Here is a 13,862-nt window from a genome sequence, read left to right on the forward strand (position 1 = left end):
CATTAGCTCCAAGGTTAGATCCCCTCATTCGCCAAATCCTTGCGTAAATAATAGCGATCATGCTTTAGCAGATAGGCTTTAATCTCGGCCACTAATTGAAATCCCTGTTTTAAATAAAAATCCAGAGCCTGAAAATCAAAGGTATCAACAAACAAGGCTGACAGCTTTTGTTTTCTGGCGTAATCGTCAACTACCTTCATGATTGCAGAGCCAATACGCTGCTGGCGAAACGCTTCCTCAATCCACAAAATATCGATGTAAGCCGCGTCGCTATGCACCCAGAGAGTTGCCCCTCCAATAATCTTCTCATTCTCATCACGCGCAAACACACTGCAGTTGTGAGCTTTTTCTCCCAGATGAGCGACATTGAAATCAATAATTCCGCGTCTCAGGATACCGTTATTCTGTTCAGAGGGCTCAAGATCCAAAACAATATTAATATTCGTCATATAAACCCTGTATAATTAAAGAGATGGGGTTAAGAATACTCTTGGTCGCTTTTACATAGCAAGCGCGCTGATTTCCAGAAGTAATATTACGAGGCTTAATGTATGGCTGAAGACAATTTATCCGATGAAGATAAAGCATTATTTAGAAATGCAATGCAATCGGTCAAACCGCTTCGCCAATCGAACAAAATAGCCGAACATCCTGCAAAGCCCCTGCCGGTTGTTTCCAAAAAGACAGCTTTTGCCCAGCCTCCGCTGCCGAGGGTTTTTTTATCTGATTCCTATCGTGATGAATTGCAAAGCGATTCTGTTTTATCCTGGTCGGCTCATCCAATTCCGTCAAAAAGGATGCGCGAGTTAAAAACTGGGCTTATCCACATTCAGGCGAGACTCGATTTACATGGCAAGAGCCCGGATTCAGCCCGTGAAGCGCTTATTCATTTTATCAGCGAAGAAACCTTAGCCGGTCATCGTTGTGTATTGATTATCCATGGAAAAGGCGGCTTAAGGGGAGAAAAGCCTATATTAAAGAATCTGGTTAATTACTGGCTGCCTCAACTATCTCAAGTCCTTGCTTTTCATAGCGCTTTAGCGAGAGACGGCGGCAACGGCGCAGTATATGTTTTGTTGAAAAAAATAAAAACGGAGCGATGAGTCCTCAAAATTAATACACTAATTTCAAGCTATAAACATTGAATTTCGATTGATAAACGCTTACCATCAGGCCCAAAGTTATAAAGCCTGACATCATGAGTAAACAACCCATTATTATTGGCATTTCCGGACCTTCAGCTTCCGGTAAAAGCCTGCTTGCAAATACTATTGTTAACGAACTCGGTTCTCAGCAAGTTGTCGTCATTTCCGAAGACGCCTATTACAAAGATAATAGTCATCTTCCTTTCGCCGAACGTGAAAAAATCAATTACGACCATCCGGACGCCTTTGATCATGCCTTGCTTTGTGAACATTTAAAACTGTTGCGCCGCGGCGAATCCGTTAACATTCCCATTTATTCACATTCAAAACATCTCCGTTTACCAGAAACCCGCTCAATCGGCCGGCACGCCATTATTGTTCTCGAAGGCATATTATTATTCTCCGACAAGGCACTGCGTGAGATTATGGATATTCGTATCTTTATGTCAACGCCTCTTGACGTTTGCCTTACTCGCCGCCTAAAACGAGATGTGGTAGAGCGTCATCGCTCTTTTGAGTCTGTGGTGCATCAATATGAGACCACTGTACGGCCAATGTATTTGCAGTTTATCGAACCATCAAGCCGCTATGCCGATATTATTGTTCCTCGTGGCGGTGAAAATCGAATTGCGATTGATATGATTCAGGCAAAAATGCGTGAGCTTCTGGCCATGCATAACAATGAATAAAGGAGAGTCTTATGGGTTTCTTAAACGGCAAAAAAGCATTAATCGTTGGTCTTGCCAGTAATCGCTCCATAGCTTATGGAATTGCCAAGGCATTCCATGAACAAGGCGCGGAACTTGCCTTTACTTATCAAAGTGAAAAACTGCAAGGTCGTGTGGAATCAATGGCGGCTGAATTTAACTCACAACTTACTTTCCCTTGTGATGTTGCTGATGATATGCAGGTGAATGCGGTATTTGAACAATTGGGTACTCATTGGGGTAAGCTGGATATTCTGGTTCATTCTGTAGCCTTTGCACCAGCCGATCAGATAAGCGGTGATTTTATTGAATCCTGCAACCGTGAAGGATTTCACATTGCCCACGATATCAGTGCCTATAGTCTGATTGGCCTTGCCAAAGCGGCTCTGCCAATGATGGAAGGCACGGAAGGCTCTGTGATCACACTCAGCTATTACGGCGCTGAAAAAGCAGTTCCGAATTACAATGTCATGGGCATAGCCAAAGCAAGCCTTGAAGCCTCTGTACGCTATCTCGCTGCAAGCCTGGGACGACGCGGTTTACGAGTGAATGCGATTTCTGCCGGCCCCATCAAAACACTGGCAGCAGCAGGCATTAAAGATTTCCGTAAAATGCAGAATGCCTATGCGAATACAACGCCTTTAAAGCGGAATGTGACCGCTGAGGAAGTGGGTAATACCGCAGCATTTCTAGCGTCTTCCCTTTCCTCAGGTATTACAGGCGAAGTTATTCATGTGGATGCGGGTTATCATGCCGTTTCCATGTCGAATCTCGAAGAGTAATTGCGTTAATCCCCCCTTGCCAGGTGCTGTGCATTATGCACAGCATCCAGACAATTTAAAATAAATGTTGTATTTAATTCCATATTGTGTAAAATTACACCGATGAAAAGAAAAGTAGTTTACATAATTCTCGCCACCATTGGCATTTTTAGTAGCGCGCTGGGTTTTTTACCCCAGAAAAAGTTGCAAGCTCCATCGCAAAATGCCTTGGTAAGCGAAATCCCATGCATACCATACACCAAGAGCTCTGGGCATTTACCCCTTATTAAAGCGCCTTTGGCCAAAGCGATGGTTAATCAAAAACCCGCAGCCCCAATGGTAGTTAATCAGCTGACACTTAAACAAATCCCCTATTATGAGCTGCCAGGCTGGCAGGAAGCGGATGTTAAGAAGTCCTTATTTGCTTTCAGAAAATCCTGCGAAACATTTCTGAAAAAAGATCCTGATCATCCAGTAGGTTCAAAGCAAATTAATTTAAAAGCTGAAGACTGGCAGCCGGCATGTAAAGCCGCGCTCTCCATGAATAATGTCTATGAGGAAGAAGCCAGACAATTTTTTGAAAAATGGTTTTATCCCGTTGAATTCGGCAAGAAAAAGCCCAGTAAAGGAGTTTTTACCGGCTACTACACACCGCAGGTTAAAGGCAGCCTGACTCGTTCCAAGCAATATAATACCCCTATTTATGGAATGCCGGCCAAGCGAAGTGCTTCTTATACACGTGAACAAATCGATAGAGGAGTTTTAAACCATAAAGCGCCTGTTATTGCCTGGATCAACAGCCCTGTAGACCGCTTATTTCTGGAAATAGAGGGAGCCGCGGTTGTCAAACTAAATAGCGGCAAAGATCTCTATCTTAGCTATGCAGGTGAAAATGGCGCGCCTTATACGTCAATTGGCAGCGTTCTAATTAAAAAAGGCATTATGAATAAAGATAATGCGTCCAAAACGGCTATTAAGCACTATCTGTCAAATAATCCAGGAAAAGTAAACCCCATTCTTCACCAGAACAAATCCTTTGTCTTTTTCCAGAACCTGAAAAAACCAGCGGCACTGGGTGCTCAGGGAATGGCTTTAACACCAGGATATTCTCTGGCAATCGATCGTCAATGGATTCCGTTAGGCGCTCCCCTCTGGCTGGTTACCAAAGTTCCTGTACAAAATGAGCCGCAGAAGCAATTTAAACGCCTGATGATTGCTCAGGATACGGGAGGCGCTATTCGTGGATTGGTACGAGGTGATATTTACTGGGGAGCCAGTAAGAAAGCCGCTTATCTTGGCGAGCACATGAAGAATCAGGGCCGCTATTGGCTTTTATTACCTAAACATGCCATTCATAAAATCCAGTACAATTATTTCTCACCTAAAATAAAACAAGTCATTCAGGCCGTTAAACGCTGGCCTTCATGGATTAGACATTCGATAGGCTAACCCCCCTCTTTAACTCTCACTCCCATTAAGTTAAGGAGTTATGTCATTCCCGCGAGAGGCGGGAATCCATTCCTCAGTCGGCATTGTAGCTAGCTCAGAGATGGATCCCCGCCTTTCGCGGGGATGACAGTTTAATAGACAGTTGAGCTTAACTAAGAAAAATAATATCCCTATTTCTTCTAATACTTAGACCATCTTGCTTAGTTACCATCTGGTAACTAATTGACTGATTAATAAGACTTTTATACTCTCATTAACGATTTCAACAAACAGGAGAGTTCCATGAAGGAAGCTATTATCAATAAGATTATTCAGGCGAAACTGGCAAGTATTAGTAAAGGATGGTGTGGGCCTGGCACCTGTGCTGGCTAGGAATAGCGCATGCACCATGTTAAAAAATGGTGCATGCAAAAATTATGGAAGATTATTATGCGTATGCCAGAATTGAATGTACTGATCAATTACAAAAATAATAAAATTATTTCCCGATACACCAGAGACTATCCTGAAGCAAGTTTACAAGCAGAAGATGCATTGAAAGAATTGATGAAATATATCTGGCTTTGCCTGAAACACAAAGGAGAAAAGCAGATGAATCCGAACAATGATTTATTAAATTTTTCCTGTGTCATTCATTCGGAAATGTCGGATATTGATAACATGTGGCACACTTTCCTTTTATTCACTAAAGATTATCAGCATTTCTGCAATGAATACCTGAACGGTGATTTCTTTCACCATGAACCGATCATCGCAGAAGAAAATATAAGCAGCGACAATTATGAACGGGAACTCTCAGATTATTTATCTTATATCTATGATAATTTGGGTGAGGAGACGTTGCTTAAATGGTTTAAACAATAGCTAGAGCTTCCTTGTTTCATCAAACTGACTGCTGGAAAGCATTATTGCCTCCATATTAGACTCAGTCCACTCCCTTAAAGTTCCAAGAATTTTACCTAATTCATTCCCTAATGCAGTCAATGAATACTCCACTTTTAGAGGGAGTACAGGAAAGGATTGTCTGGCTACAAAACCAAGGCGCTCTAATTTGATTAATGTCTGAGTGAGCATTTTGGGGGAAATCCCCTCAAGTTTCCGTTTCAATTCTCCGAACCGGCAAGCTCCATCCAGTAGACAATTAATTATCAAAATTGACCATTTGTCACTGATTTTTTCAAATACATTTCTTGATGGACATTGTTCACTATAGATTGAGAACTTTGGCTGCAGAGACATAGGCGTCAACTTCCTTATCGAACTGGTCAGTTGGGCGTAAAGCCCAACCAACAGCTAAAAGTTTTACTTCTGAGGAACTTCCATTGGCGGTGCCGAAGGAACGACTTCGCCATATAGATTAGGATATAAGGAAGAAGAGGGATTATAAGCATAAAGCGTTGGTTCATTCGACGCCACCAAACCCGGCTGAGGGGCTTGTTGCTGACCACCGAAGAAAGCAGCTCCACCCGTGTGTTGGTGCTGATACTGATATTGATTGGAATATTCAGTGTATTGTTGCGACGAATAGCCATGATGGTAGGCGCCGGGATGACTGTGCATTCGAGGATACTCCAGAGTATAAATGAACCCATCCAACTCAAACACCCGATCTATACCATTGCGCAAACGGCTTATTTTTTCGAGGAAAATATCTTGATCACGCAAATAATCGTCCTGGGTCGGTTTGGCGTAATGGAGAGAGTCATCACGAAACGCTGCGATACGCTTCTCAATTTGTGCAAACACATGTTTCAAAGCATTTTCAACTGAATCAGGGTTTAATCCTTTCCTAATTAAATCAAGTTTCTCATCATTAGTCAGGCCATGCAGATGCATGAGATTTCTGATTTTGTCGTCGCCTATTTTAACATAAATCAAGCGTCCCTTACGCAAATCTCGTATAGTATTCAGCAGCGCGTCACTTTCACGACCGGCCTCAGTGAACCATCTTGCCCAGATTGAAGGAATTTTCTTATGATTTGATCCAGAATGTTTCTTATCCAGGGCTGCCATTTCATGCCGTACTGCGATAATCGCCTGAGTAACTTCAAATGGGTCGATTCCTTTTGCGATAAGCTCATTGGTTTCCTCATCAGTTAACTCGGCACGGTTTCTGAATGGATCTTCATTATCAGCAGCGTGTGGATTGTTTTTCTTGATATAATATTGCTGAATCGCATTGCTGATAAAAGCAACCCCTGCAGCTCCGAGAATAGTCATGACAACGATGCCGGTGATTGCTATCCCAATAGGATTGCTAATTCCTGCAGTGAACGCCAGCCACATTAAGGGAGTAGATAACAAAAAAGTACCTACAAGGGCACCAACGGCAGCACCAGCAAGCATGCTGGCCAAGGAAATAGTCGCTTGCAGCCATCCTTCATTAAAAAGCAGACGCTCAACATTACTGCATATTTTTTGCAAGAGGTAATATAACGCAATAAAAGTCAATACTGCAGCAATGACTGCCAATAATATTAACAGAAGCATTGCCCAGGCTTCACCATTATTTTCATGGTCATGATTATGTCCACAGCATCCATCCACGCCCCCATGATGGTTGTGATGATTTAGCATGGCGTCCCACATTAACCAGGTAAACAGGAAATCATGATGGCGTGCATAATAACAATCGTAATTATGGTGATGATCATAGACATTGATTTGCAGAAATACCGGGTAGGTTGCGTAGTTAAAATAATGCCTGCGATAATCATCGTCTAACTTGGCGAATTGGGGAAGAGAATTACAAAATGAGTATAGAACGCGAAAGACTTTATTTTTTTCCTCTGCAGGAAGGGTATACCAGGGGCTGTTTGGTGCATTCACAGCCTGATAAACACGCCTGGCCAACTCAGAGAAAATTTGCTGCTGGTTCAAACGCAGATAGCTGTGGTTTTTAAGTTGCTCGTAATCTCCTGATAAATTCAAATACAACTTCGCCATATCATTATTGGTAAATACCGCCATAAACTTACCTCACATTGCGAGTAAACTTTAGCCTAAGATAAAATACTCCTCCCTGGTTTCGTATCTCGGGTATTGTTTATAGGTTAATGTTTGTCAACCTTGGCTTTGGCAACCAGTTGATTGACATAAAGATCGTAATCCATTAATCCATAATTTGCTTCTATTTGCTGCGCCAAACTGGCTTGTTGTTCTTTATCCAAATTTTTTAGTTTGCCATCAGAAATCTTTTTTAACCGAACGATTACAAAATCACCATTCATTAATTTTCTACCATCGACACTATTCGGCTTGGCCAGGCTGAAAGCAAGATCATTAATCATTGCTTCGGCTTTGTCAGTATCACGAGTGGCATTATCAATTTCTTGCCATTTTAACTGATTTGCGGCGATGAGCTTCTCATCTTCAGAGGAGTCCAGCTTGGTAGATAACAGATTAGTACCTAATGCTTTGGCCTTATTCGTTGCATTTTCCAAAGCGAGGCGCTCGATTATTTCATCGCGAACCGCATTCAGAGGTTTTTCGCTGGCCGCTGTATGTTTTTTAACACGCAAGACAATCACACTATCACTATCCAACTGGATTGGTTCGCTATTATTCCCCAACTCCATCACATCATGGCTAAACGCAGTATTAACGATCTGTTTATTCTTGCCAATTTCGGTATTATCTCCGCCCCGTGTTAATGGCTCAGATTTCTCAATAGTCAATTTTAATTCATCAGCAACAGGCGATAAGGAATCAGGGCTTTGATAGCTTAAGTCAGTGAGTTGTTCCAATAATTGTGCATAACGGGCCTGTGATAACTCGGTTATCATTTGATCGGCAATCTGCGCTTTGACTTGTTCAAAAGGTTTTAACTGCGCAGGTTTGTAATCAATTAATTTGAAAATTTCAAAACCGTTTCCGCTGCGAAAAGGAGCTGAAATCTGTCCTGGAGTCGTTAAATCAGACAGAGCTTTATCGAACTGGGTGTGCCCTGCAACTATCCAGGGTAAAACACCCTCATTCTTGATTGATAACTTGTCGGCAGACATTGTCTTAACCCATTGCGAAAACTGCGTTGGATTATTTTGCAGTGCCTGGTAAGCTTCCTCTGCATTTTGTTTAACCTGTTCAACCGCTTCATCAGAGGAATCCGCGGGGATGGCAAACAGAATATGGGCTACCTTCCACTGAGCGGGGGTCAGAAAGTTATTCTGGTTTTCTTCGTAGTAGCGTTTGACCTCTTCATCATTAATTTTCAGGTTTTTACGAACATCCTTCATTGAAAGACGGACATAGTTAATAACTATTTTTTCTGGTGCGATAAATTCTTTTTTATGACTGTTATAATAAGTCTCTATCTGATCATTGGTAATTTGAGACTTATCCATGAACAGCTTGGTAGAAATCTGCAGGTAATCGTAATCCCTGGTTTGCATGTATAGCTTCACAAAACGCTTCACTTCGCTGGGCAAAGCAAATGCGGTACCGATAAAAGCAAAACGCTGCTGATTGAGAAGCATCCCCTGACGGACTTCCTTTTGGAAAGACTCCGGGGTAAACATGGCTCCGCTTAAAGCCTGCTGGTAGCGCTCAGCCGAAAAATGACCGTCCTGCTGGAACTGTGGAATACTTTGAATTGCAGCATTCGCCTGCTCGATACTGACTCCAAAGCCAGCGGCCTGTGCGGCTTGTACTGTAACTTCATTCATTACCATCCCGTCCAGTACTTCTTTTTTCAATGCGACATCACTTTCAGTAGACATTTCGGACGGATCGCGTTGCTGACGGGCACGTCGATAGTTGAGTTCAAAGGCTTGTTTGCTAATGGGCTGATCATTTACCGTTACTTCTGCGTCAGAAGCCTGGTGTGATTGCATGTAGTAGTCGACCCCGAATAATGTAAATGTTACGGCAATCAGAATTATAACTATCCAGGCCACAAGACCTTGTATACGTTCGTTCAGCTTCTGCAACATTATTGGAGTTCCATTTTTGATAGTTTACAAGAAATTAATACGCTAAAAACAGATAAAAAAAACGCGCCATACGGCGCGTTAATTTGGCGGAGTGGACGGGGCTCGAACCCGCGACCCCCGGCGTGACAGGCCGGTATTCTGACCAACTGAACTACCACTCCAATTCTTGGTGGGTGCTGCAGGGATCGAACCTGCGACCCTCGCCTTGTAAGGGCGATGCTCTCCCAGCTGAGCTAAGCACCCGAAAACTTACGCTTCTTGTACAGCCTCTTTAAGAGATTTGCCTGCTTTGAACTTGGCAACTCTTGACGCTTTAATCTCAATTTGTTCGCCAGTTTGTGGATTTCTTCCAACACGGGCAGAACGGTTACCAGTTGAAAAAGATCCGAATCCTGGTAAAACCACCTGATCACCACTTTTCAGTGCATCAATAATGGTAGACATAAACACTTCAAGAACTCGTCCAGCGTCGGCTTTAGTAACACCAGAACCGCTTGCAATTGCTTCTACCAATTCAGTTTTGTTCATCTTTTCCCCTATCAGTTATTCATCCTTCCATGAGGCGAATTTAATCAGATTCTTATGCCCCAGTCAAGCAGTCACTTCCTTGGGTTGCCCGCCAGTAGCGGACAACGGAGTGAACTATACTCGGTATTAATGGGTATGTAAATCCTTATTTTCATTTTTTTTTGCAGTTTTTTCAGAAACCACATCTTTGGCTTCTGAATTCTCAGAATCTGGTGCTGCAGCAAGAGGACTACGCTGCAATGCCAGCTCTAAAACCTGCTCTATAGTCTTCACAGGATGAATGCTTAACTTCTTCAGGACATTATCAGGGATTTCTTCAAGATCCTTGCGATTTTCCTCAGGAATAATGACATGCTTGATACCCCCACGATGAGCTGCCAGGAGCTTCTCTTTCAATCCGCCTATTGGAAGCACCTGCCCCCGCAGGGTAATCTCTCCGGTCATAGCAACATCAGCCCGGACAGGAATATGAGTAACCACCGAGACCAGGGCCGTACACATTCCAATACCTGCGCTGGGTCCATCTTTTGGAGTAGCCCCTTCTGGTACATGCACATGAAAGTCATTCTTGTCATAAAAGTCATCGGGAACGCCAAACGATTTCGCCCTGCTTCTGACTACTGTCATTGCAGCATGAATCGATTCCTGCATCACCTCGCCCAACTGACCGGTATGAGTTGTTTTTCCTTTACCAGGCATCATAGACGCTTCAATTGTCAGCAGTTCCCCGCCCACACTGGTCCAGGCCAGGCCAGTTACCTGTCCGACCTGATCAAACTCCTCAGCAAGTCCATAACGGAACTTCTTAACCCCAAGATATTTTTCAATATTGTTTTTTGAAACTGTTATTTTTTTTGTTTTCTTATTGCTGAGAATATCTTTAACTACCTTGCGGCAAATACTGGCGATATCGCGCTCCAGATTACGCACCCCAGCTTCTCGAGTATAGTGACGGATTATCTCGCGCACTGCACCTTCATTAATAGTTAACTCACTTTCTTTAAGACCATTAAGAATAGTCTGTTTGGGAACAAGATAGGTTTCAGCAATATTTATCTTTTCATCCTCGGTATAACCGGCTAGGCGAATCACCTCCATCCGGTCAAGTAAAGGCGCTGGTATTTCCAATGAGTTAGCTGTGGCGATAAACATCACATCACTTAAATCATAATCCACTTCCAGATAATGATCGCTAAAGGTATGATTCTGTTCTGGATCAAGCACTTCCAGCAAGGCGGAAGCGGGATCACCACGAAAATCCATTGCCATTTTATCGACTTCATCAAGCATAATAAGTGGATTTTTGACGCCTGCCTTACATAGCTTCTGAATGATTTTTCCCGGCATGGAACCTATATAGGTGCGACGATGCCCTCTGATTTCAGCTTCATCCCGAACACCTCCCAGGGCGATACGGATGAATGTTCTTCCTGTCGCATTTGCTATCGACTGTCCAAGAGAAGTTTTACCAACCCCCGGAGGTCCAACCAGACAAAGAATAGGTCCTTTCATTCGTTTAACCCGCTGCTGTACTGCCAGGTATTCAATGATGCGCTCTTTAACCTTCTCAAGACCATAATGTTCTTTATTCAATAAGTTTTCAGCTTTGCGCAGGTCGAATTGAATTTTATTTTTACGTTTCCAGGGAACGCTTAGCATCCAGTCGAGATAGTTGCGAATGACTGTAGCCTCAGCCGACATAGGCGACATCATTTTTAACTTGTGCAATTCCGATAAGGATTTTTCTTTGGCTTCTTTGGGCATTCCGGCTTTCTTGATAGAGTTTTCAAGCTGCTCTATTTCGCTTCCTTCCTCGCCCATTTCACCTAATTCTTTTTGAATCGCCTTCATCTGCTCATTGAGATAATACTCTCTTTGGCTTTTTTCCATCTGGCGTTTCACGCGGCCGCGAACTCGTTTCTCAACCTGCAGCAAATCGATCTCACCTTCGATTGCCCCCATCAAGCGCTCAAGGCGTGTGCCAATCTCTAATGTTTCTAAAAGTTCCTGTTTATCATCAACTTTTAGGGTTAGATGAGCAGCAATGGTGTCTGCCAGGCGGCCTGGCTCTTCAATACCAGCCAGAGAACTGAGTACTTCAGGCGGTATTTTTTTATTTAACTTAATATACTGCTCGAATTGTGACATCAATGAGCGCATTAATATTTCAATTTCCTGGGGATCAATTTCTCCAACAACTTCTTCAACCTCTTCAAGTCGGGCTTCAAGAAAACCCTGTTCTTGCTTATATTCTTTGACACGTGAACGTTTCTCGCCTTCTACGAGAACTTTCACAGTTCCATCAGGTAGTTTGAGAAGCTGTAAGACACTCGCAACGGTACCAATGTTGTAAACATCAGCTGGCGACGGGTCATCGTTGGATGATTTGCGCTGGGCAACCAGAAAAATCTGTTTGTTATCAACCATTGCAGCTTCCAGTGCCTTGATTGATTTCTCCCGCCCGACAAATAATGGAATCACCATATGGGGATACACTACGACATCTCTAAGAGGCAGGACTGGCAGAAAAGAGAACTCATCATTCTCCGGGGATGGCATCAGTTCGTTTTCACTTGACATAATAAGCCCTTATTCAGACTACAATCCGTTTATTCCCTTGGCTGCAGAATTTGCAAACCGCTGGAAAATACAATTTAAATCTTCTGAATCTAATACTAACATTCTATGCAGGCTAGCAGATAGCTTTTGAAACATCAGGTCGTATTTACCCGCCTGGTTCTTAATTGATTAAGGAAGTTGAAGCATGAACCATGCCATCAACCTGCTTAATTGACAAGTATGAAGCTGGCGTTTGCCAACTCCATACTCAGGAATTAATCTCCCCCACCAGCAGCAGAGTGCTTATCGTCTCTCTCTTCAAAAATCATAAGCGGTTTATTAGTGTTGCCGACTACACTCTCGTCTACAACAACCTTTTTGATTCCCTCGAGTGACGGTAATTCATACATGGTGTCTAAAAGAAGATTTTCAAGGATCGTTCTTAAACCACGAGCACCAATTTTTCGCTCCAATGCTTTTTTAGCGATTTGCCGTAAGGCGTCATCACGAAATTCAAGCTCAACTGACTCCATTTTGAACAGAGCTTGAAATTGCTTGGTTAAAGCATTCTTTGGACGAGTCAGGATATCAACCAGGGCATCTTCATCCAGTTCATGCAGTGTTGTTACTACAGGAAGACGGCCAACGAACTCTGGTATTAATCCATACTTCACTAAATCTTCTGACTCAAGCCCATCCAGTATTTTCTCATTGACTTTGCTATCCTTGGAGTTTTTGAGCTGCGCGGCAAAGCCGATACCGGATTTATCGCTTCGATCGCGAATTACTTTTTCCAGGCCAGCGAAGGCGCCTCCGCAAATGAACAATATGTTGGACGTATCAACCTGCAAAAATTCCTGTTGCGGATGTTTGCGTCCACCCTGCGGTGGTACTGAAGCGATTGTACCTTCAATCAGCTTAAGCAGTGCTTGCTGTACCCCTTCGCCAGAGACATCCCGGGTGATCGATGGATTATCTGATTTACGGGAAATTTTATCGATTTCATCAATGTAAACTATACCTTGCTGGGCTTTATCCACGTCATAATCGCATTTTTGCAATAACTTCTGGATAATATTCTCAACATCTTCACCTACATAGCCTGCTTCAGTCAAAGTAGTAGCATCTGCGATGGTGAATGGAACATTAAGTAATCGGGCAAGTGTTTGAGCAAGCAAGGTTTTGCCGCTGCCTGTCGGGCCTATCAGCAGAATATTACTTTTACCCAGCTCAACACCATCCTGTGGCTTGTGCTGCAAGCGCTTGTAGTGATTATATACAGCAACAGACAGCACCTTTTTTGCATGAGGCTGTCCTATGACATATTCATCAAGAAACTTTGAAATTTCCTTTGGTGTCGGCAAATGGGTTTCGGTATCCTCAATTGTCTCCTGCGTTTCTTCACGAATGATATCGTTACACAATTCAACGCATTCATCGCATACAAAAACCGAAGGACCTGCGATTAATTTTTTTACCTCATGCTGGCTTTTGCCGCAAAATGAGCAATATAAAACTTTTTCACCATCACCTTTACCGGTTTTACTCATCAACAAACCCTCTCGTGCCGATTCCTCATAAGGAATGCAATTTTAAATTTATTGGAATTGACCTCAAAAACAATTTTTGCTGCCAAACTCTCTTATCTATATCCTGTATAGTGCTCCGCATGACTATCCTCAACTTCGCCTGTGACATGATAATTGACAGAACCTAGTAAAATTTTAGACAATCAATAAAAATAAGCCAAGTGGATAATGGCCTCTTTTTAAGAGGCCATTG

12 protein-coding genes and 2 tRNA genes are annotated in these 13,862 nt (G+C 42.9%); 5 read left to right on the forward strand and 9 right to left on the reverse strand.

Features of this window, described 5'->3' with window-relative positions:
• Positions 1-14: 14 nt before the first annotated feature.
• Complete coding sequence (locus E1O89_RS10195; RefSeq protein WP_133140077.1) at positions 15-449, reverse strand: GNAT family N-acetyltransferase; 435 nt, start codon at positions 447-449, stop codon at positions 15-17.
• Between the two features lie 102 nt (positions 450-551).
• Here E1O89_RS10195 and E1O89_RS10200 point away from each other — a divergent pair, with 102 nt between their 5' ends.
• The 5 genes from E1O89_RS10200 (at position 552) to E1O89_RS10220 (ending at position 4,926) form a co-directional block, all read left to right on the forward strand.
• Entirely contained in the window at positions 552-1,103 is a 552-nt protein-coding gene (locus E1O89_RS10200) for a Smr/MutS family protein (RefSeq protein ID WP_133140078.1), read from the forward strand.
• A 95-nt stretch (positions 1,104-1,198) separates the two neighbouring features.
• Positions 1,199-1,834, forward strand: a complete 636-nt coding sequence (gene udk / locus E1O89_RS10205) for a uridine kinase (RefSeq protein WP_112220254.1) — start codon at positions 1,199-1,201, stop codon at positions 1,832-1,834.
• 11 nt (positions 1,835-1,845) lie between these two features.
• Entirely contained in the window at positions 1,846-2,634 is a 789-nt protein-coding gene (locus E1O89_RS10210) for an enoyl-ACP reductase (protein ID WP_133140079.1), read from the forward strand.
• Positions 2,635-2,736: 102 nt separating this feature from the next.
• Positions 2,737-4,062: a murein transglycosylase A gene (locus E1O89_RS10215; RefSeq protein ID WP_133140080.1), complete on the forward strand. Its 1,326-nt coding sequence runs from the start codon at positions 2,737-2,739 to the stop codon at positions 4,060-4,062.
• Between the two features lie 381 nt (positions 4,063-4,443).
• Positions 4,444-4,926, forward strand: a complete 483-nt coding sequence (locus tag E1O89_RS10220) for a hypothetical protein (RefSeq protein WP_262337493.1) — start codon at positions 4,444-4,446, stop codon at positions 4,924-4,926.
• Here the strand turns inward: E1O89_RS10220 and E1O89_RS10225 are convergent, their stop codons facing one another.
• The 8 genes from E1O89_RS10225 to clpX all read right to left on the reverse strand — a co-directional run bounded on the left by E1O89_RS10225 (position 4,927) and on the right by clpX (position 13,630).
• On the reverse strand, positions 4,927-5,301 hold the full coding sequence (locus tag E1O89_RS10225; protein ID WP_133140081.1) for a winged helix-turn-helix transcriptional regulator: 375 nt from the start codon (positions 5,299-5,301) through the stop codon (positions 4,927-4,929).
• A 63-nt stretch (positions 5,302-5,364) separates the two neighbouring features.
• The gene (locus E1O89_RS10230) at positions 5,365-7,032 is read right to left on the reverse strand and encodes a hypothetical protein (RefSeq protein WP_133140082.1); all 1,668 of its coding nucleotides are present in this window, start codon (positions 7,030-7,032) and stop codon (positions 5,365-5,367) included.
• An 83-nt stretch (positions 7,033-7,115) separates the two neighbouring features.
• On the reverse strand, positions 7,116-8,993 hold the full coding sequence (locus E1O89_RS10235; RefSeq protein WP_133140083.1) for a SurA N-terminal domain-containing protein: 1,878 nt from the start codon (positions 8,991-8,993) through the stop codon (positions 7,116-7,118).
• A gap of 84 nt (positions 8,994-9,077) precedes the next feature.
• Positions 9,078-9,154 (reverse strand) — tRNA-Asp (locus E1O89_RS10240).
• A gap of 6 nt (positions 9,155-9,160) precedes the next feature.
• Positions 9,161-9,236, reverse strand: a tRNA-Val gene (locus E1O89_RS10245).
• A 6-nt stretch (positions 9,237-9,242) separates the two neighbouring features.
• The gene (locus E1O89_RS10250) at positions 9,243-9,521 is read right to left on the reverse strand and encodes an HU family DNA-binding protein (protein ID WP_058507663.1); all 279 of its coding nucleotides are present in this window, start codon (positions 9,519-9,521) and stop codon (positions 9,243-9,245) included.
• 126 nt (positions 9,522-9,647) lie between these two features.
• Positions 9,648-12,101: an endopeptidase La gene (gene lon, locus E1O89_RS10255; protein ID WP_133140084.1), complete on the reverse strand. Its 2,454-nt coding sequence runs from the start codon at positions 12,099-12,101 to the stop codon at positions 9,648-9,650.
• A gap of 254 nt (positions 12,102-12,355) precedes the next feature.
• Positions 12,356-13,630, reverse strand: coding sequence for an ATP-dependent Clp protease ATP-binding subunit ClpX (clpX, locus tag E1O89_RS10260; protein WP_133140085.1), 1,275 nt, complete (start codon positions 13,628-13,630; stop codon positions 12,356-12,358).
• Positions 13,631-13,862 lie beyond the last annotated feature (232 nt).

The organism is Legionella genomosp. 1 (assembly GCF_900640215.1).
Taxonomy (GTDB): domain Bacteria; phylum Pseudomonadota; class Gammaproteobacteria; order Legionellales; family Legionellaceae; genus Legionella_C; species Legionella_C quinlivanii_A.